The organism is Erwinia sp. AK-PDG3-5 (assembly GCF_056821705.1).
Map to the genome: position 1 here is coordinate 1,595,165 of NZ_CM165967.1, position 17,764 is coordinate 1,612,928.

Here is a 17,764-nt window from a genome sequence, read left to right on the forward strand (position 1 = left end):
GGGTCAGGATCATCAAATTAATGGGCTTTATCATCGCGCACGGAAGCCTGTAAGGCCTCGGCGAACGAGCGTGCCAGCGAGCGGCGTTGAGCCGGTGCCACGCTGGTGTTTAATAAATTGGTGACCATATTTCCCAGTACCATCAGGGAAAGATCGGTCGGGGCCTTGTCTTTTTCAAGTACATGGGCCAGTTCAGCGAGGAGTTTCTCCACGCGGTCGTCACTGTAGCGAGATGATTGTGGCATAACGTCGAATTTATTGAGTATTAAAGGGCGGCATCTTACCGTAAAACCGGGATTTTTTCTGCACTTTTATCGTCAGTATCAGGTTAATGTTGTTGCCTGTTGATCGTAGCGACACTCGGTGATTGAATACGCGCCTACGTTAAAAGGAGAGTCTACCATGAGTCTGGATATCGAGCAGATTGCCCTCCACCAGCTGATCAAGCGCGATGAACAGACGCTTGAGCTGGTGCTGCGCGAATCGCTGCTGCCTGCCAATGCGCCCGTCACCGAAATGATGGAAGAGTTGCACCGCGTTTACAGCGCCAAGAGCAAGGCTTATGGCCTGTTTAATGAAGAGAGCGAACTGGCAGATGCGTTGCGTAATTGCCGCAAAGGCGAAGACGATTTTCTGGCTTTCAGCCGGGCTGCCACCGGCCGTCTGCGTGATGAGCTGGCCAAATACCCGTTCGCTGAAGGCGGCATCGTGCTGTTCGGCCATTATCGCTATCTGGCGGTAGAGTATTTGCTGGTTGCCGTGTTGAACAGCCAGAACAGTATGCGCGTCAATGAAGCGCTGGATATCAGCAGCACCCATTATCTTGATATCAATCATGCTGATATCGTTGCACGCATCGATTTGACGGAATGGGAAACCAATCCGGAATCCACCCGCTACCTGACCTTCCTGCGGGGTCGCGTGGGCCGCAAAGTCTCCGACTTCTTTATGGATTTCCTCGGTGCCAGCGTCGGTCTGGATACCAAAGCGCAAAACCGGGGTCTGTTGCAGGCGGTTGATGACTACTGTTCTGAGGCCAGCCTCGATAAAAACGAGCGGCAGAACTACCGTCAGCAGGTGCACAGCTATTGTAGCGAGCAGCTAAAAGCCGGTGAAGAGATTGAGCTGGAAGGCTTGTCCAACGAGCTGGCGCCGCTGGGCGAGAAAACCTTCCAGGCGTTCACTCAGGAGCAGGGTTACGAGCTGGAAGAGAGCTTCCCGGCCGATCGCGGTACGCTGCGTCAGCTGACCAAGTTCGCCGGAAGCGGCGGCGGAATGACGCTGAACTTCGATGCGTTGCTGTTAGGCGAACGAATTTTTTGGGATGCGGCGACCGACACGCTGACCATTAAAGGGACGCCACCAAACCTGCGCGACCAGCTGCAACGTCGTAGCAGCGGCGGTTAAGGCAAAAAAAACGCCGCATAAGCGGCGTTTTCTTCCAACGATTTCGGTCAGGCGATTAAGCGCGAACGAAGTCGATGTGGTGCAGTTTTGGCTTGAACGGGTGACGCTGAACAGCCTGCACTTTTACTTTTTCTTCTTTACCGTTGACGACCAGGGTCAGAACGTCAGTGTAGAAACCAGGTTTAGCCTGGATGTTCATTACTGAGTCGTGATCCAGTTCGATAGCTATTGGTGCAACTTCACCGCCATAGATGATGGCTGGGAATTTGTTAGCTACACGCAGGCGGCGGCTCGCACCCTTGCCCTGCTCTTTACGTTCTTCAACATTGATAGTGAACATTGTTCAATCTCTTTATCTGATGATCCTGTTACAGGCGACCCAGCAACAGGTTGGAGTGTTCAACTTTTGCATTAGCAAAAGCGGGGCGAAGTATAGCCCAACTAAGGCTGTGCGGGCAATGTATTAAAGCGCATGCATTAACGAAGTTCGTTGGCGCGGCGGTAGCGGCCCTGATAATCGAACATCTTCTCACGGATCTGCCAGTAATGACGCTGCTTGCGGGCCACCACAAAGTCCGGCTGGCGCAGCAGCGGCTGCAGGGCGACGATATCCGCCGCGGTTTTCCAGCCGAGCGGCACGCCCGGCGCACGCTGGTGCGGACGCAGGAAAATTTGCTCGAAGGCGGTTCGTTGCGCCGGCGTGGTGAGTCGGAACCGCTCGCTGACTTCCGTTGCCTCTTCATCGTAATAGCGCGCCTTCAGCCATTCTCCCTTCTCATCGGCACCGCTTTCCAGCACCATCGCGGCACACCGCAGCACCAGCGCATCCTTCAGTTTCAGCGCCGCCTTCAGCATATCGTCGGGATCGACGAGGATCGCGTCACACTGGTGACATCTTCGCGCGGCAATATCGTTTTCGGCATTACAGTGCGGGCAGCTTTTAAAACGGAAGCGGAAATCGCACTGTTCGCGTTCGCCGTCATCGTCTTCCAGTACGCCCTGACAGCGGCGGCCAAAATGCTCGATGATGGTGCCGTCGGCGGTGGTTTTTCCCCAGAAGGTATTGGCAAAGCCGCAGGCAGGGCAAAACACCTGCACCGGCTGGTTATCGCTTTTGCCTTTCGGCGCGCCGACTTCCGGGGTGAAAATATCGTGGGGATTGCCGGCGTAGTCGAGGATCAGACAGTCGGTTTTTCCCGGGGACAGGCGCAATCCCCGTCCGACGATTTGCTGATAGAGGCTGACCGATTCGGTCGGCCGCAGGATGGCGATCAGATCGACATGCGGGGCATCGAAACCGGTGGTCAGCACGGCAACGTTGACCATATAACGCAGTTCGCGGGCTTTAAATGCAGTAATCAGCGCATCGCGCTCGGGGCCGGGCGTTCCGGCGCTGATCAGCGCTTTACTGCCGGGCAGCAGGCCCAGCACCTCTTTCGCATGTTCAACCGTTGAGGCAAAAATCATTACGCCCTGGCGATCCTGCGCGAACTCGACGATCTGCTGAATGATATGCGGAGTGATGCGCTGTTGCTGCTTCAGTTCACGGTTGAGATCGGCTTCGCTAAACAGACCATTCTCGTTAGCGGTCAGACGGCTGAAATCGTATTGCACCACCGGCATATCCAGCCGTTCAGGCGGCACCAGAAAGCCATGCTTAATCATATAGCGCAGCGGCAGTTCATAGATGCAGTCGCGGAACAGCGCGCGTTCGTTGCCGCGCACCATACCGTGATAATGGAACTGGTAAATCCAGCCTTTGCCGAGCCGGTAGGGCGTGGCGGTCAGGCCCAGCAGACGAAGGTGAGGATTGCGCTGGCGCAGATGCGCGAGAATTTGCTGATACTGGCTGTCGTCGGCATCGCTGATGCGGTGACATTCATCAACGATCAGCAGGGTGAATTCCGCATCGAACTGCGCCAGATTGCGTGCCACGGACTGCACGCTGCCAAAGACCACTTTGCTGCGGCTCTCTTTGCGTTGCAGCCCGGCGGCAAAGATATCGGCTTCCAGACCGTAAGCCTGATATTTGCTGTGATTTTGCGCCACCAGCTCTTTCACATGCGCGAGGACCAACACCCGACCTTTTGCCAGACGGGCAAGCTCAGCAATCACCAGGCTTTTGCCCGCACCGGTAGGCAGCACGATAACGGCGGGCTGATGGGAGCGACGGAAGTAGCTGAGCGTGGCATCAACCGCTTCCTGTTGATAAGGGCGTAGGGTAAACGACATGAATTTTCAGGCAATCTGGGAGCAAAACCGCATTATGCCACGAAAGCGGCATTGATGCCTGCCAGCCTCTGTGCCTGAGGCCTAACTCCCGATATACTGTGGGTTCATTTCGAGATTTTCTCTTCAAACGTGCCGGTTAGCGGCGCGTCGGTTTCATTCTCATTTAAACAGGCAGTGCAGATTTAATGCGACTTGATAAATTTTTGTCTCAGCAACTGGAAATCAGCCGGGCGATTGCCCTTCGTGAGCTGCGGGCTCATAAAGTCACGGTAGACGGGGAAGTGGTCAGGCAGGGAGCCTTCAAGCTCAAGCCGGAAAACCAGGTAGAATATGACGGTAATCCGCTGCACCTGCAGTTCGGCCCGCGCTACTTTATGCTGAACAAGCCACAAGGCTACGTCTGCTCTACTGACGATCCGGATCATCCTACCGTGCTGTATTTCCTCGAAGAACCCACCGCTTACAAACTGCATGCGGCAGGGCGGTTGGACATCGATACCACCGGCCTGGTACTGATGACCGATGACGGTCAGTGGTCACACCGGATCACTTCTCCTCGCCATCATTGCGAAAAAACCTACCTGGTAACGCTGGAGTCACCGGTTGCCGATGACACCGCCGCGCAGTTCACGGCAGGTGTGCAGCTGCACAACGAGAAAGACCTGACCAAGCCCGCCACGCTGGAAGTGGTCAGCGAGTGCCAGGTGCGTCTGACCATCAGCGAAGGACGCTATCACCAGGTGAAGCGGATGTTTGCGGCGGTGGGTAACCACGTTGTGGCGTTACACCGTGAGCGCATTGGTGCCATCGTGATGGATGAAGAATTGGGAGAAGGGGAATATCGCCCACTGACGGCCGAAGAAATTGCCAGTGTGGTCGTTCCCCGTTAATAACATCTAAAGATTAAACCGGAAGTGAGGAGCATGAGGGTGCGTAAGGACAAGAACTCATCAGTGGGACTGGTGGTGATCCTCGGCCTGTTGGCCATGTTAATGCCGTTGTCGATTGATATGTATCTGCCTGCGCTACCGCAAATTGCTCGTGAATTCGGGGTGTCGGCAGGCAGCGTGCAGATGACGCTGAATATCTACATTCTTGGATTTGCCCTGGGTCAGCTCATTTATGGCCCGCTGGCGGACAGCTTTGGCCGCAAACCGGTGATTGCCGCCGGCACGCTGATTTTTGCCGTCGCGGCCGCGGCCTGTGCGATGTCGCAAACCATCGACCAGCTGATCTTTATGCGCCTGTTGCATGGCCTGTCGGCGGCGGCCGGGAGCGTGGTGATCAGTGCGTTAATGCGTGATACCTACTCGAAAGAGGAGTTTTCACGCATGATGTCGTTTGTGATGCTGGTGACCACCATCGCACCGCTGATGGCGCCGATCGTCGGTGGCTGGCTGCTGTTGCTGTGGAGCTGGCACGCCATTTTCTGGACCATCTCCGGCGCGGCTGTTATCACCACCGTGCTGGTGGTTACGCAGATTAAAGAAACGCTTCCCAAAGATAAGCGGCAAAAATTCCATCTGCGCACCACGATGGGTAACTTCCTGTCGCTGTTCCGCCATAAGCGGGTATTCAGCTATATGCTGGCCAGCGGCTTCTCGTTTGCCGGGCTGTTCTCTTTCCTTAATGCCGGGCCGTTTGTCTATATTGAGCTGAACCACATCACGCCGCAGGATTTTGGCTACTACTTTGCGCTTAACGTGGTGTTCCTGTTCCTGATGACTCTGCTGAACAGCCGTTCGGTGCGCCGTTTCGGCCCGCTGGCGATGTTCCGCTTCGGGCTGCTGGTGCAGTTCACCATGGCGGTGTGGATGGTGATCGTCAGTGCGCTTAACCTTGGCTTCCTGCCTCTGGTGTTTGGCGTGGCGATGTTTATCGGCTGCGTGGCGATGGTGTCATCGAATGCAATGGCGGTGATCCTCGAAGAGTTTCCGCATATGGCGGGTACCGCGTCTTCACTGGCCGGAACGTTACGCTTTGGTGTCGGTGCGCTGGTGGGGGCGTTGCTTTCCACGCTGTCATTCCAGAGCGCCTGGCCAATGGTGGGATCAATTTTTATCTGCGCGACCCTGTCCATCCTGCTGTTCATTTACGCCACCCGTCCACGTAAGGGCGCGGCTGCCTGATACCGACTGTGCGTCGCAAGGTGAACAGCATATTCCCTGTCACATCCCTTCTTTCCAGACCTTGCCGGAATGCTTTACCCGCACTAATGTTATAGATATGTGAAAATAACCCAACGAAAAGTTACCTTCATGCAACAAAAGGGGTTGTTATCACACCGTTAACGCGGTAAATATAACGTTAAAATGAGAGGTACTTCTCAAAAATAAGCCATGCTCATGGCAACGTTTACGGCTTTGGCCGCTGGAAGACTGTATTACTGGTCTGGGGAGTTCGGGTGAATACGTTACAACATTCGGTGGTACACCGTTTACCGCAAAGTTATCGTTGGGGCGCTGGGCCAACCGGCACCTGTGTCGAACCGCTTATTCTTAACAGCATCACTGCCGATGACGATCTGGTCGGTCTGACGCTGCTCAGCCATCAGGGCGCGCAGGCGTGGGACATCATGCAGATGATTAAAGACGCGCTGGCTGAAATCCAGCTCGATTGTGCCGTGGTGGAGTGGGGAGGGGAACCTTGCCTGTTTGTCTCACGTCATGATGAGTGCACCACCACCTGTCGCCTGAAGAACTTCGGCGTGGGCATTGCAGAAACCCTTAAAGACTCTTCTGCCTGAACGCATCAGGCAGAGAGTGACTCAGGCCAGTGACAGCAGCTGGCGGGTATAGTCGGCTTTCGGGGCAGCGAACAGCTGTTCGCATTCCCCCTGTTCCACCACTTCTCCTTGCCGCAACACCACCACCTGATGGCACAGCGAGCGCACCACCTGTAAATCGTGGCTGATAAAGATATACGCCAGCCGGTGGGTGTTTTGCAGTTTTTTCAGCAGGGCCAGAATTTGCTTTTGCACCGAACGATCGAGTGAAGAGGTCGGTTCATCCAGAATGATCAGCTGCGGTTCAAGGATCAACGCGCGGGCAATCGCAATGCGCTGGCGCTGGCCACCGGAGAATTCTGCCGGATAGCGGTGGCGCGTTTCCGCATCCAGCCCTACTTCCTCCATCGCCGCAATCACTCTGGCTTCGCGCTGGGCAGCATTCAGATCGGGATGATGCACCTGCAAGCCCTCGGCAATAATCTGCAGCACGTTAAGACGCGGATTCAACGACGAGTTGGGATCCTGGAAAACCACCTGCACCTGACGACGAACCGGCAGCATCTGACGACGATCCCACTGATGAAGCGGCCGATCGTTAAACCAGATCTCACCTTCGGACTGGATCAGGCGGAGCAGCGCCAGCCCGGTCGTGCTTTTACCGGAGCCAGACTCGCCAACCAGCCCAAGACTCTCGCCGGGCCTCAGGGTAAAGCTTAACGACTTCAAAGCATGATGGTGGCCGGTGATGCGCCGTAAAAAGCCCTGTTTGATCGGAAAGGCCACCCGCAAATTTTCAACCCGCAGCAAGGGTTTAGCATCAACGTCTGCCGGCTCCGGCCGACCTTCCGGTTCGGCGTTCAGCAGCGCCTGGGTATAGGCATGTTGCGGCGCACTGAACAGTTGTGTGGTGCTATTGGTTTCTACCGCCTGACCGTTGCGCATCACCACCACATTGTCTGCCAGCTGCCGGACAATCCGCAGATTATGGGTAATAAACAGCAGGCCCATATTCAGCTCCTGCTTTAACTCGCGCAGCAGCGTCAGGATTTGCGCCTGCACGGTCACATCCAGCGCGGTGGTCGGTTCATCGGCAATCAACAGCTGTGGCTGCGTCAGCAGCGCCATGGCGATCATCACGCGCTGACGCTCGCCACCGGAAAGCTGGTGCGGAAAATCATTCAGCCGTTTCGCCGCCTGGCGAATGCCAACCCGATCGAGACAGCTCAGCATCTCCGCGCGCGCCGCCTCTTTACGCATCCCGCGATGCAGCGACAGCACTTCGTAAAGCTGTTTCTCAATGCAGTGCAACGGGTTCAGCGAGATCATCGGTTCCTGAAAAATCATTGCCATGCGGTTGCCACGCAGCCTGCGCAACGTGCGTTCATCGGCCTTCAGCACATCCTGGCCGTTAAACAGGATTTCCCCCTGCGGATAAATCACCGGCGGGGTGGGCAACAGACGCATCATCGACAATGCGGTCACGCTTTTGCCGGACCCCGACTCGCCGACCAGCGCCAGCGTTTCGCCAGCGTCCACCGACAGCGACAGGTCGCTGACCACCTGGCGATCAACGCCCGCCTGGCGGAAGGCAATGCTTAAATTTTTAACGGTCAGCAGCGTCATCAGTACACCTTACTGGGATCAAAGGCGTCGCGAACCGCTTCACCGATAAAAATTAACAGCGATAGCAGGATCGCCAGCGAGAAGAAGGCGGTTATGCCCAGCCAGGGCGCCTGCAGATTATTTTTACCCTGCAACAGCAGCTCACCCAGCGACGGTGAACCCAGCGGCAGGCCAAAGCCAAGGAAGTCCAGCGAGGTCAGCGTGGTGATCGAGCCACAAAGGATAAACGGCAGATAGGTCAGCGTGGCGACCATCGCATTTGGCAACATATGGCGCGACATGATTTTACGGTCGCTGACGCCCAGCGCCTGCGCAGCACGAATGTAGTCGAAGTTGCGGGTGCGCAGAAACTCCGCCCTGACCACGCCCACCAACTGCATCCAGCCAAACACCACCGTAATTGCCAGTAGCCACCAGAAACCCGGTTGGATCACGCTCGATAACAGAATAATCAGGAACAGCGTTGGCATCCCGGACCAGACTTCAATAAAGCGCTGGCCCCATAAATCCACTTTGCCGCCGTAATAGCCTTGCGAGGCTCCGACTATCACCCCAATCACGCTGGAAATCAGCGTCAGCATCAGGCCAAACAGCAGGGAGATGCGCATACCGTAGAGGATGCGCGCGAGCACATCGCCGCCGTTAGCGTCGGTGCCCAGCCAGTTCTGCGCTGAAGGAGGAGAAGGAAAGGGCACCGTGGTGGCAAAGTTAATGGTGCCGTCACCGAAGCGGATCGGCGCCCAAATCGCCCAACCTTCCTGATCTATACGCGACTTCAGCCAGGGATCCTGATAATCCGCCGCGGTGGCCAGCGGGCCGCCAAAATCGGTTTCTTCATAATCGACGACCAGCGGGAAATAGGTGCGGTGGTGATAATGCACCAGCAGCGGCTTGTCGTTGGCCAGCAGCTCGGCACCCAGGCAAAGCACAAACAGCACGGCAAAAATCCACAGCGACCAGTAGCCGCGGCGGTTATGACGGAATCGCGCCCAGCGCGCCTGATTAACGGGGCTTAAGCGGCTCATTATCGTCCCTCAAAATCAATGCGCGGATCGACCAGCGTATAGGTGATATCACTGAGAATATTCAGCAGCAGCCCAATCAGCGTGAAAATATAGAGTGTGCCAAACATCACCGGATAGTCGCGCTGAATAGTGGCGTCATAGCCCAGCAGGCCCAGGCCATTAAGCGAGAACATCACTTCGATTAACAGCGAGCCGGTGAAAAACATGCTGATAAAGGTGGCCGGGAAACCGGCAATCACCAGCAGCATGGCGTTACGGAACACGTGGCGATAGAGAATTTTCTTCTCATCCAGCCCTTTGGCTCGGGCGGTCACTACATACTGTTTGCGGATCTCATCCATAAAGGAGTTCTTGGTCAGCATGGTCAGGGTGGCAAAGCCACCAATGACCGTGGCAATCACCGGCAGGGTAATGTGCCAGAGATAATCGCCAATCTTGCCGTACCACGGCAGAGAATCAAATTGCGCTGACACCAGGCCGCGCAGCGGGAACCAGTCGAGATAGCTGCCGCCGGCAAACAGCACGATCAATAAAATACCGAACAGGAAGGAGGGAATGGCATAGCCGATAATGATCAGCGTGCTGCTCCAGATATCGAAGGCGCTGCCGTTGCGCACCGCTTTTTTGATCCCCAGCGGAATGGAGACCAGATAAATGATCAGCGTGCTCCATAACCCGAGGGTAATGGAGACCGGCAGGCTGTCCTTGACCAGCTGGAGCACCGAGCTGCTGCGGAACAGGCTGTCGCCAAAATCAAAGCGGGCATAGTTCCACAACATGGTGAAGTAGCGTTCATACAGCGGTTTATCAAACCCGTAGCGTTTAGTGATCTCAGCGATCACTTCCGGGTCTAAGCCGCGCGAGCCGCGATACTGGCTGTCACCGGGATTGGCACTGAGTTTGGCCCGGCTCTGACTTTCACCGCTGTTGCCGCCCGGCATGCCGGTGGTCTGGCCAAACTCAATATTCGCCAAAGCCTGATCGACCGGCCCACCGGGCGCAATCTGCACGATAAAGAAATTGATGGTGATGATCGCCCACAGTGTGGGGATCACCAGCAGCAGTCTGCGGAGTAAATAAGCGCCCAATCCTGACTCCTTAACGACGTTGGGCCGGCAGCTGCGCGGCTTTGTTCACATCATACCACCAGTTATCGAAGCCCAGAGAATAGGTCGGGCGGGTCGATGGCATTGAAAATTTATTCCAGTAAGCATACCGGTTGGTGGCGTTATACCACATCGGGATCATGTAATAACTCCAGGTCAGTACCCGATCCAGCGCGCGACCCAACGGCAAAAGCGCGGCCCGATCGCCCTGATGCTGGTTGATCTGGGCGATTAGCCCATCGAGAACCGGGTTCATCACATGCGGGCGGTTATAGCTGGAACTGATAAAAGAGGACGCCCAGTAGAATTGCAGATTGCTGTCCGGGAAAGTCATCGCCGGGTAAGGCGATGGCAGCATATCAAAATCGCTTTTGCGCAGGCGCGCAAGATACTGTGAGCTGTCGACCTGGCGAACGTTCAGCGTGATGCCCAATCTGCTCAGGGTATGCTGGAAAGGCAGTACCCACTGATCGTTGCCGCCACTGCGCAGCAACAGTTCAAAGGTAAAGGGCTTGCCGGTTTTCACATTGGTCAGCTTCTGATTTTTAAGCTCCCAGCCGGCCTGTTTCAGCAGCGCAAGCGCCTTGAGCAAATTCGCCCGGTCATATCCGCTACCGTCGGTTTTCGGTGGCTGATAAATTTGCGAAAACACCTCATCCGGTATTTTGCCTTTTAAGGGTCCCAGCAGCTCAAGCTCTTTGGCATCCGGATAGGTTCGCGCGGCATATTCGGTGTTCTGGAAATAGCTGTTGCTACGGTTATACGCATGGTAGAACAGCGCTTTATTCATCCATTCAAAATCGAAGGCGAGGGAGATCGCTTCCCGCACCCGACGATCGCTGAACTGCGGTTTTTGCACGTTAAACGCCAGCCAGCTGCTGGCAGTGGCCACATCATTCGGCTGTTCGTCTTTGGTAATAAAGTGATTCTCAAAATTCTTGCCGCGATATTGCGTTGCCCATTTTTTGGCCGATCCTTCGGTGCGGAAATCAAAGGCTCCAGCTTTAAAGGCTTCAAATGCCACGTTGTCATCAAGGTAATAGTCGTAGCGCAGCGTATCAAAATTAAACCGTCCTTTATTCACCGGCAAATTGGCGGCCCAGTAATCTTTCACGCGAGAATAGGTGATCGACTGGCCCACTTTATACGCGGTAATGCGATAAGGGCCGCTGGATAACGGCGGCCGGGAGAGCGGTTCGCCCAGATTGTGATCCTTCCAGAATTTCTCTGGAAATACCGGCGTAGAGAGCAGGGAAAGCATTTTATCGCGATCGCTTGCAGGCAGTTCAAAGCGCACGGTCAGGCGGGAAATGGCTTTCGCCGTCACGCCTTTATAAAACACGCGATACTGCGGCACGCCTTCGGTCATAAATTTGTGAAAGGTGAAGGCAACGTCTTCGGCGGTGATCGGCGACCCGTCCTGGAATCGCGCCTGCGGGTTCAGCGTCACTTCCACCCAGCGGCTGTCATCCGGATAACGGGCGAACTCGGCAATCAACGGATAATAGCTGCCGGTTTCATCATCGGAGGTGGTGAACAGGGAATCATATAAGGTATCTGTGCCGGCACCGGGATTGCCGCGCATCGCAAAGCGGTTGAAGTTGTCATAGGTGCCAATCGCCGATAGCGTGACGCTGCCGCCTTTGGGCGCAGCAGGATTGGCGTAATCGTAGTGGGTGAAGTCGGTGGCGTATTTGGGTTCACCGAGCTGCGCGAAGGCATAACGCTCATTGATATTTTCAGCCTGGGCGACGACAGCCGTCACGCTGAAGAGTAAAAAAGTAATCCAGCGCAATATCATGGTGTTATTCGGCTCCGGGAGAAAAAAACGCACTGTGCAAGCGTAGCAGCAGGAGAACAGGCGAAGCAATGCGTAAATCCCGCTCTTTACGCTTCCAGACAGTCGTTGGCCGGCAGGGACACCGGACCCCGCACTCGCTCTTCGTTAAAATATTCAATCAGCTGGGAAACCGTACGCGGCCGGCTGAAATAAAATCCCTGCATATAGGTGACGCCGCGCTGAAGCAGCCACCTTACCTGCTCCTCGGTTTCCACCCCTTCGGCGACGGTGCGCAAATTAAGCGTTCTGCCCAGTGTTAATACGGTATCTAATACCGGTGAGGTAACGGTCATCAGGCCAATACTTTGCACAAAGCCGCGATCGATTTTTAAATAATCGAACTTAAACTGTTCCAGATAGATTAATGCGCTGTGCCCGGTGCCAAAGTCGTCAATGCCAATGCGGATCCCCTGCTGGTGGATCCAGTCGAACACTTCATCAGCATTATTCTTTTCCACCATCGTCCGTTCGGTAATTTCGAAAATGTAGCTGAAGTGATTAACGGGCATCGAAGCCAGCCAGTTTTTCACATCCTGAATAAAACCGGCATCAATAAGGTGCTTAGGAGAAAGATTTACTCCCAGGCTCACGCCGGCTGGCACCGCATGGCGAAATTTGTGCGCATCCCTGGCGACCAGCTCAAGCAGATGGCGGGTCAGCGGGATAATCATGTTTTTCCCTTCGGCATAGCTGATAAAGGTATCTGGCGAAACAGGGCCTTCCGTTGGGTGGGTCCAGCGCAGCAGCGCTTCCAGTCCTACCGCTTTTCCGGTGGAAACTTCGACCACCGGCTGATACTCCACATGAAACTCACCGCGCTTAATGCCCAGCAGGATCTCCTTGCCGGGCTTTATTTTCAGCGTCATCAGCAGAAAGCAGCCGCTGCCGCCGAGCAGACCCAGCAATAACCCCGCCAGCAGGATCAGATTGATATCCTTTGCTGGCAAGGTTTTGCCATACAGCTGCAGGGTCATGCCATAGCCAGGAATGGCGATGGTTTTAAGTGGTGAAGCGGGGAGGTCTTTAACGGAAATGACCCGTCGCTGCCAGGTGGTCAGCGCATTATTGCCCGCCACGATGGCCATACCGCTGACTTCCTGCTGCGTTGCGGCCATCAGGAGATAATCGGTGAGGTTAATATTTAGCGTGGTCAGGACACCATTTCCCTGCGGGCCCGGGCCTTTTAACCACCAGGCAATCGCCGGTTTACCGGGCACCATTGGCGTGTCGGCAAGGAGCTGGATATCTGACGCGTGACTGGTTTGCGTATCAGGTGACAGCCGGGAAACGGCGACCTGCATGGTGCCAGTCGCGGAAGAGCAAAAGGCGATATTATGACTGACCAGTAAAATGGCACGGATATTACCGGCAAAGGCGGCCTTTTGCGTCAGCGTACCGTTTACCGACGGGCAGGAAAAGGTGGTGACTGAGAGTAACGGCGTCAGCGTCTGCCGCAGCTCTGTTAAAGAATGAATGACGTAATTTTGGGTTTCGCTGGCTAGCCGGTCATGATTTCTGGCGCGCTGGTGCCAGACCAAAAGCAGGGTAATGACAGTAAAGAGAAAAAATAACATGACGCCAATAGCGGCACTAAACTGGGCAATCTTGCGCGGATTGGTTACATGGCGCGTTATCGTTTTTGTGAGTGGCATTGTGGGGATCTCCGGGGCGCGCCGTTTTTTATGTCCCTGTAAACCAAAAAAAACGCTGCCGAAGCAGCGTTCTGTTATCTCGTTTTTCCGCGGACTTCAAGGGATTGAAATCAGCCAGGCATATGGCTAAGGACCCGGCGAGCTTCGCGATACCGCGTCTTCCAGTAGCTGTCGTTCAGATTCGAAATCATTACGCCGCTGCTGGTCGATGCGTGTACAAAGTTATCGTTGCCAAGATAGATACCGACATGGCGTCCGGTGGAACCGGCGCGGAACAGTACTAAATCTCCTGGGCGTAACTTGCCACGATTAATGCTTTTTCCGGTGTCTTCCTGCTCGTAAGTCGAGCGAGGCAGATCGAGTCCAAACTGCTCACGGAAGGTGGTCTGTACAAATGCCGAACAATCAATGCCGCGCTTGCTGGTACCGCCAAGGCGATAGCGAACGCCTTTCCAGTCTGCATACTGATCCATCAGGCGGGATTTGATATCCACATTTTGGACCATCTGTTCGAATTCATCCTGAGACGCTTGAAGTAAAAAGCCGTTCTGGCCCTTAACTGCATGAGTATCAGTTTGTGCATTATTGCTGGTATTCGTCGAGCTACATGCTGATAAAACTGTCGCTAATGCGACTGCGGGTAACACCCGCCAGATATATCTCAGTATTGGTTGAGACTTGACCATTATGTTTGTGATCCCTTGAGGTCCTTAACGACGAGGTCGCTAGATAAGTGGTAAAACGGAACGAGATTAATTAGCGCAACAGTCTAAGACAATTCCTGAAACCCGAAATTGTGGAAAAGCGCACAGTTTTGAGTGTAAATCCTGGAATAAGTCTACGAATGCAGCCTAATCGAAATTGAGGTTACCCGATTACAAGCCCCATGGCGAGGGGTTTTAGCGACTTTTTTATAGGATTTTATGATGTGAAACAGGAATGTCATAATGCGCCTACAATATCGACAATCGTGAGGAAAACTTGAGGGAAAAATGAGAAAAATAGGGTGAAAAAAAGTCTATGCTAAAAAAGTGAGATTAATCACGCTGGACAATGGCGTTATGTCACCATTTTAAGGGGGCTGTAAGCATAATTAAATCTTTTGATTGTCACTTAATTAGGATGCTAACGATTTTTAAAGCCGTTAATGGCAGCAAGAATTTCCTGATAATCCATTAACGGCTGGCGTTATTGCTAAGAAGATTACTGAGCAGGCTTATATTTACCCGGTAAATGACGATATAACGCGTCAACAATATAGTCACTCAACGGGGTCATCAGACACCAGCTCATGCCCACCAGCACGATAGAGAGTGAACCGACTGCCACGTCGGTAAACCAGTGCGCACCAATCATGATTCGCGGCGCGGCAAAGATCAGCACAATCGCCACGCCAATCATAAATGCCTTGCGGCCGAAATAACGCAGCATAAAGCAGGCAAATATCATCAGCATCATGCCGTGATCGCCAGGGAAGCTATCCGCGGAGGCATCTTTCGCCGGAATGCCGGTCAATGTCGATACGTGATTCACATCCGGGAAGAATTTGGTCGGGCTGGGATGGGAAACCGGGATTAAATGGCCCAGCTGATTCAGCACCACGGCACAGATCAGCATCGCAATGCCTATTGCCAACAGGCGGCGACGGCCCACGGGCGTTTCACGCCGCCAGAAATGCAGGTAAAGCGCACCCATTGCTAACAACGAAACGCCATCAAACGCGCGGAAGTTGGTAATCGCCAACAGCCAAAGCAGCGGTTTGCTGGTGACCAAATGGGTGTTGAACCAATAGAACAGATTTTTATCGATGGAAAACCAAAAGCCATGGTTTTCAGGAAGATACCATGAGAAAAATAGCGCAAATCCCAGAGCATTTAGCACCAGGATCATCAGTAAACGTTTAGTGGTCATTTGTGTTAAGGATTTATTAAGAAATAATAACCGGGCAGATTAACCCGCGAAAGTTAAACGAAGTTTCAACAAGGCAGATTGTAATTCATTCCAGTCGGCTTCTCCTTCATGGATCATCTCAATACGACTGTCCGGTGGGGAAGACGCGCGGGTATCGATATGAAAGTCGTCTCCCTGGCGGTTAACACTGACTAATCCCTCTGGGATCCGCATCACACCTTTCACGCGTGACACCGGTGCCAACCGTACCCATTCGAGCAATCCGATGGTGTCGAACACCGTATCTGCGTCGAATATCCAGCCGCAGGCATGATAACCCTGGCCGGCATTCAACGAGCGCCGCCAACGCGCACCCGAGGTGAGTGCCAGCGCGGCCAATCCTGACTGGGGTTGTGAGCCTGAATGAGTGTGATGCTGCCCTGCGGGTAGCTGACGTAAATTAAGGCGTGGTTCAGACAGCAGAGCGTTGTCAATTTTGCCAAAACGTGTGCTGACGATTGGACGCTGATACCGATCGGCAGCCTGCCAATGTGACAATGCGTCTCTGTCTGCCTGCTGCCAGCGATCTTCTTTATTCGCCACGATAATGTCCGCGGCCGCCAGCTGGTCGCGGAAATTTTCATTTTCCACCACGCGTGGGTCGGAAAGCTGGCGAGGATCCAGCACGCAGATTGAAGCATCCAGCGTCAGCCATGGACGGTAAACCTCGGCGGATAGCATATCGAGGACCTGTTTGGGATGGCCTAAACCAGTCGGTTCAATCAGCAGGCGATCGGGCTTCGCCTGCCTCAGCAGCATATTCAATCCCACCTGCATCGGTAATCCATTGACGCAGCACATGCAGCCGCCCGGGATCTCTTTCAGTATCGCACCGCTGTCTGCCAGCAGGGCACCATCAATGCCGACTTCACCAAACTCATTGACCAACACGGCCCACTGCTCATGTTGGGGTTTATTCGCCAGCAGATGCAGCAAGGTAGTGGTTTTGCCACTGCCTAAAAAGCCAGTGATCAGGTTTACGCGGGTCATCTCTCACTCCAGACATTTAGGTCTAAAAAATTTAAGTTTTCACCAAAAGTGCCGATCTGATTTTCTAACGCCCAGCTACGCTCAACAGGTGAAGAACAACAATATGAGGTTTCTATGATCGGCATTAAATCGGTAGTGGTGACAGTGCTTTTAACCCTGTGGACAAGTCATGTTCTGGCACAGGAGACGTCGGAGAGAACGGCCTCAGGAGTGATGACATTCCAGGGCGCCATTGTGGAGTCTGGCTGTGAGATGTCTGTCCGACAGACTCAGGTTCAAAGCATCTGCTATCGGCAGGGAAAAAATCAGCTGACAACCTCTTCTTTGACGGCAAATCAGGCGTTACCAAACGTGGTGGGACAGTCAGATTTGCGCTGGTTAGATCCGGCACATAAGTTTGCGGAACTCACCGTGAATTATAATTGATTTGTTATATTATAACAATAACGGCGATGCGCAACGCATCGCCGGTTCAAATCGTTAGTCTGCGCGGCTCATGTAGCGACGCTCAGCGATATGAATGCGAATTTTATCGCCATTACTCAGGTATTCTGGCACCTGAATCACCAGTCCGGTGCTCATGGTGGCGGGTTTGGTCCGCGCACTGGCTGACGCCCCTTTAATCCCCGGCGTAGTTTCGACGATTTCCATATCCACTGTCTGGGGCAGTTCCAGCGCCAGAATCTGGCCATCCATAGTTAATACCTGAATACCCGGAATGCCGCCTTCTGGCAGGAACAGCAGTTCTTCCTCGATCTGTTCTGACTTAAACAGGTACGGAGTGTAGTCCTCATCATCCATAAAGACGTACTCATCACCGTCTATATAAGAGAAGGTGACCTGACGGCGGCTTAAGGAGATGGTATCGATGATCTCGTCTCCCTTAAAACGTTCTTCTACCTTCAGCCCGGTACGGATATCGGTAAAACGCATTTTATACAGGGTAGAGGCACCGCGGGCACTTGGGCTCTGCACATCAATATCTTTTACTAACAGCAGTTTGCCGTTGTGGCTGACCGCCATCCCTTTTTTAATTTCATTTGCTCTTGGCATGGGTTTTATCTCGATAACAGGGCCGTGAAAAATTCTCGCGTAAATTACTCCGGCTTGAGAATTCAGGCAAGTGCATAGCTGATTTATGCAGTAGAAAATCGTGGATCTTTGCGCCATCACAGGCTTTCACTAAAGAATAGCCTTCCTGACCGCCGCCT

General features: G+C 53.8%; 17 protein-coding genes. 5 read left to right on the forward strand and 12 right to left on the reverse strand.

Features of this window, described 5'->3' with window-relative positions:
- Positions 1–17: 17 nt before the first annotated feature.
- Complete coding sequence (locus AC1UKS_RS07225) at positions 18–245, reverse strand: YejL family protein (RefSeq protein ID WP_013203037.1); 228 nt, start codon at positions 243–245, stop codon at positions 18–20.
- Between the two features lie 157 nt (positions 246–402).
- On the opposite strand from AC1UKS_RS07225, the gene yejK reads away from it, so the two are divergent.
- Positions 403–1,407: a nucleoid-associated protein YejK gene (gene yejK, locus AC1UKS_RS07230; RefSeq protein ID WP_265911063.1), complete on the forward strand. Its 1,005-nt coding sequence runs from the start codon at positions 403–405 to the stop codon at positions 1,405–1,407.
- 55 nt (positions 1,408–1,462) lie between these two features.
- Here yejK and rplY read toward each other — a convergent pair whose 3' ends face one another.
- Positions 1,463–1,747, reverse strand: coding sequence for a 50S ribosomal protein L25 (rplY, locus tag AC1UKS_RS07235; protein WP_105760653.1), 285 nt, complete (start codon positions 1,745–1,747; stop codon positions 1,463–1,465).
- A 137-nt stretch (positions 1,748–1,884) separates the two neighbouring features.
- Positions 1,885–3,639 carry a DNA repair helicase RadD gene (gene radD / locus AC1UKS_RS07240; protein ID WP_013203034.1) on the reverse strand — a complete coding sequence of 585 codons (1,755 nt, stop codon included), beginning with the start codon at positions 3,637–3,639 and terminating at the stop codon, positions 1,885–1,887.
- Between the two features lie 185 nt (positions 3,640–3,824).
- Here radD and rsuA point away from each other — a divergent pair, with 185 nt between their 5' ends.
- The 3 genes from rsuA to AC1UKS_RS07255 all read left to right on the forward strand — a co-directional run bounded on the left by rsuA (position 3,825) and on the right by AC1UKS_RS07255 (position 6,385).
- Positions 3,825–4,529 carry a 16S rRNA pseudouridine(516) synthase RsuA gene (gene rsuA, locus AC1UKS_RS07245; protein WP_265911061.1) on the forward strand — a complete coding sequence of 235 codons (705 nt, stop codon included), beginning with the start codon at positions 3,825–3,827 and terminating at the stop codon, positions 4,527–4,529.
- Positions 4,530–4,568: 39 nt separating this feature from the next.
- Positions 4,569–5,768, forward strand: coding sequence for a Bcr/CflA family multidrug efflux MFS transporter (locus tag AC1UKS_RS07250; RefSeq protein WP_013203032.1), 1,200 nt, complete (start codon positions 4,569–4,571; stop codon positions 5,766–5,768).
- 275 nt (positions 5,769–6,043) lie between these two features.
- Entirely contained in the window at positions 6,044–6,385 is a 342-nt protein-coding gene (locus AC1UKS_RS07255; protein ID WP_013203031.1) for a YejG family protein, read from the forward strand.
- A gap of 21 nt (positions 6,386–6,406) precedes the next feature.
- Here the strand turns inward: AC1UKS_RS07255 and yejF are convergent, their stop codons facing one another.
- The 8 genes from yejF to AC1UKS_RS07295 all read right to left on the reverse strand — a co-directional run bounded on the left by yejF (position 6,407) and on the right by AC1UKS_RS07295 (position 16,553).
- A complete protein-coding gene (gene yejF, locus AC1UKS_RS07260) occupies positions 6,407–7,990 on the reverse strand; it encodes a microcin C ABC transporter ATP-binding protein YejF (RefSeq protein WP_482436226.1) in 1,584 nt (527 codons plus the stop codon).
- On the reverse strand, positions 7,990–9,015 hold the full coding sequence (locus AC1UKS_RS07265) for a microcin C ABC transporter permease (protein WP_482436227.1): 1,026 nt from the start codon (positions 9,013–9,015) through the stop codon (positions 7,990–7,992). The genes yejF and AC1UKS_RS07265 overlap by 1 nt, the downstream gene beginning before the upstream one ends.
- Positions 9,015–10,103, reverse strand: coding sequence for a microcin C ABC transporter permease YejB (locus tag AC1UKS_RS07270; RefSeq protein WP_013203028.1), 1,089 nt, complete (start codon positions 10,101–10,103; stop codon positions 9,015–9,017). The genes AC1UKS_RS07265 and AC1UKS_RS07270 overlap by 1 nt, the downstream gene beginning before the upstream one ends.
- A 10-nt stretch (positions 10,104–10,113) precedes the next feature.
- On the reverse strand, positions 10,114–11,922 hold the full coding sequence (locus AC1UKS_RS07275; RefSeq protein ID WP_482436228.1) for an extracellular solute-binding protein: 1,809 nt from the start codon (positions 11,920–11,922) through the stop codon (positions 10,114–10,116).
- Positions 11,923–12,008: 86 nt separating this feature from the next.
- Positions 12,009–13,613: a cyclic di-GMP phosphodiesterase gene (locus tag AC1UKS_RS07280; protein ID WP_482436229.1), complete on the reverse strand. Its 1,605-nt coding sequence runs from the start codon at positions 13,611–13,613 to the stop codon at positions 12,009–12,011.
- A gap of 110 nt (positions 13,614–13,723) precedes the next feature.
- Positions 13,724–14,299, reverse strand: coding sequence for a bifunctional murein DD-endopeptidase/murein LD-carboxypeptidase (gene mepS, locus AC1UKS_RS07285; RefSeq protein ID WP_013203025.1), 576 nt, complete (start codon positions 14,297–14,299; stop codon positions 13,724–13,726).
- A gap of 517 nt (positions 14,300–14,816) precedes the next feature.
- Positions 14,817–15,524, reverse strand: coding sequence for a phosphatase PAP2 family protein (locus AC1UKS_RS07290; RefSeq protein WP_482436230.1), 708 nt, complete (start codon positions 15,522–15,524; stop codon positions 14,817–14,819).
- A gap of 39 nt (positions 15,525–15,563) precedes the next feature.
- Complete coding sequence (locus tag AC1UKS_RS07295; protein WP_482436231.1) at positions 15,564–16,553, reverse strand: CobW family GTP-binding protein; 990 nt, start codon at positions 16,551–16,553, stop codon at positions 15,564–15,566.
- 114 nt (positions 16,554–16,667) lie between these two features.
- Between AC1UKS_RS07295 and AC1UKS_RS07300 the strand changes: the two genes are divergently transcribed.
- Positions 16,668–16,979 (forward strand): hypothetical protein, encoded by a 312-nt coding sequence (locus tag AC1UKS_RS07300; RefSeq protein WP_482436232.1) that lies wholly within the window; start codon positions 16,668–16,670, stop codon positions 16,977–16,979.
- A 54-nt stretch (positions 16,980–17,033) separates the two neighbouring features.
- On the opposite strand, the gene yeiP is transcribed toward AC1UKS_RS07300, so the two are convergent.
- Entirely contained in the window at positions 17,034–17,606 is a 573-nt protein-coding gene (gene yeiP, locus AC1UKS_RS07305) for an elongation factor P-like protein YeiP (protein ID WP_482436233.1), read from the reverse strand.
- Positions 17,607–17,764 lie beyond the last annotated feature (158 nt).

Excerpts from the sequence above, each read along its gene's own strand:
- radD (WP_013203034.1), bottom strand. The coding sequence starts at position 3,639 with ATGTCGTTTACCCTACGCCCTTATCAACAGGAAGCGGTTGATGCCACG.
- AC1UKS_RS07290 (WP_482436230.1), bottom strand. The coding sequence starts at position 15,524 with ATGACCACTAAACGTTTACTGATGATCCTGGTGCTAAATGCTCTGGGA.
- AC1UKS_RS07265 (WP_482436227.1), bottom strand. The coding sequence starts at position 9,015 with ATGAGCCGCTTAAGCCCCGTTAATCAGGCGCGCTGGGCGCGATTCCGT.
- mepS (WP_013203025.1), bottom strand. The coding sequence starts at position 14,299 with ATGGTCAAGTCTCAACCAATACTGAGATATATCTGGCGGGTGTTACCC.
- AC1UKS_RS07295 (WP_482436231.1), bottom strand. The coding sequence starts at position 16,553 with ATGACCCGCGTAAACCTGATCACTGGCTTTTTAGGCAGTGGCAAAACC.
- rplY (WP_105760653.1), bottom strand. The coding sequence starts at position 1,747 with ATGTTCACTATCAATGTTGAAGAACGTAAAGAGCAGGGCAAGGGTGCG.
- AC1UKS_RS07275 (WP_482436228.1), bottom strand. The coding sequence starts at position 11,922 with ATGATATTGCGCTGGATTACTTTTTTACTCTTCAGCGTGACGGCTGTC.
- AC1UKS_RS07280 (WP_482436229.1), bottom strand. The coding sequence starts at position 13,613 with ATGCCACTCACAAAAACGATAACGCGCCATGTAACCAATCCGCGCAAG.
- yeiP (WP_482436233.1), bottom strand. The coding sequence starts at position 17,606 with ATGCCAAGAGCAAATGAAATTAAAAAAGGGATGGCGGTCAGCCACAAC.
- yejF (WP_482436226.1), bottom strand. The coding sequence starts at position 7,990 with ATGACGCTGCTGACCGTTAAAAATTTAAGCATTGCCTTCCGCCAGGCG.
- rsuA (WP_265911061.1), top strand. The coding sequence starts at position 3,825 with ATGCGACTTGATAAATTTTTGTCTCAGCAACTGGAAATCAGCCGGGCG.
- AC1UKS_RS07225 (WP_013203037.1), bottom strand. The coding sequence starts at position 245 with ATGCCACAATCATCTCGCTACAGTGACGACCGCGTGGAGAAACTCCTC.
- AC1UKS_RS07300 (WP_482436232.1), top strand. The coding sequence starts at position 16,668 with ATGATCGGCATTAAATCGGTAGTGGTGACAGTGCTTTTAACCCTGTGG.
- yejK (WP_265911063.1), top strand. The coding sequence starts at position 403 with ATGAGTCTGGATATCGAGCAGATTGCCCTCCACCAGCTGATCAAGCGC.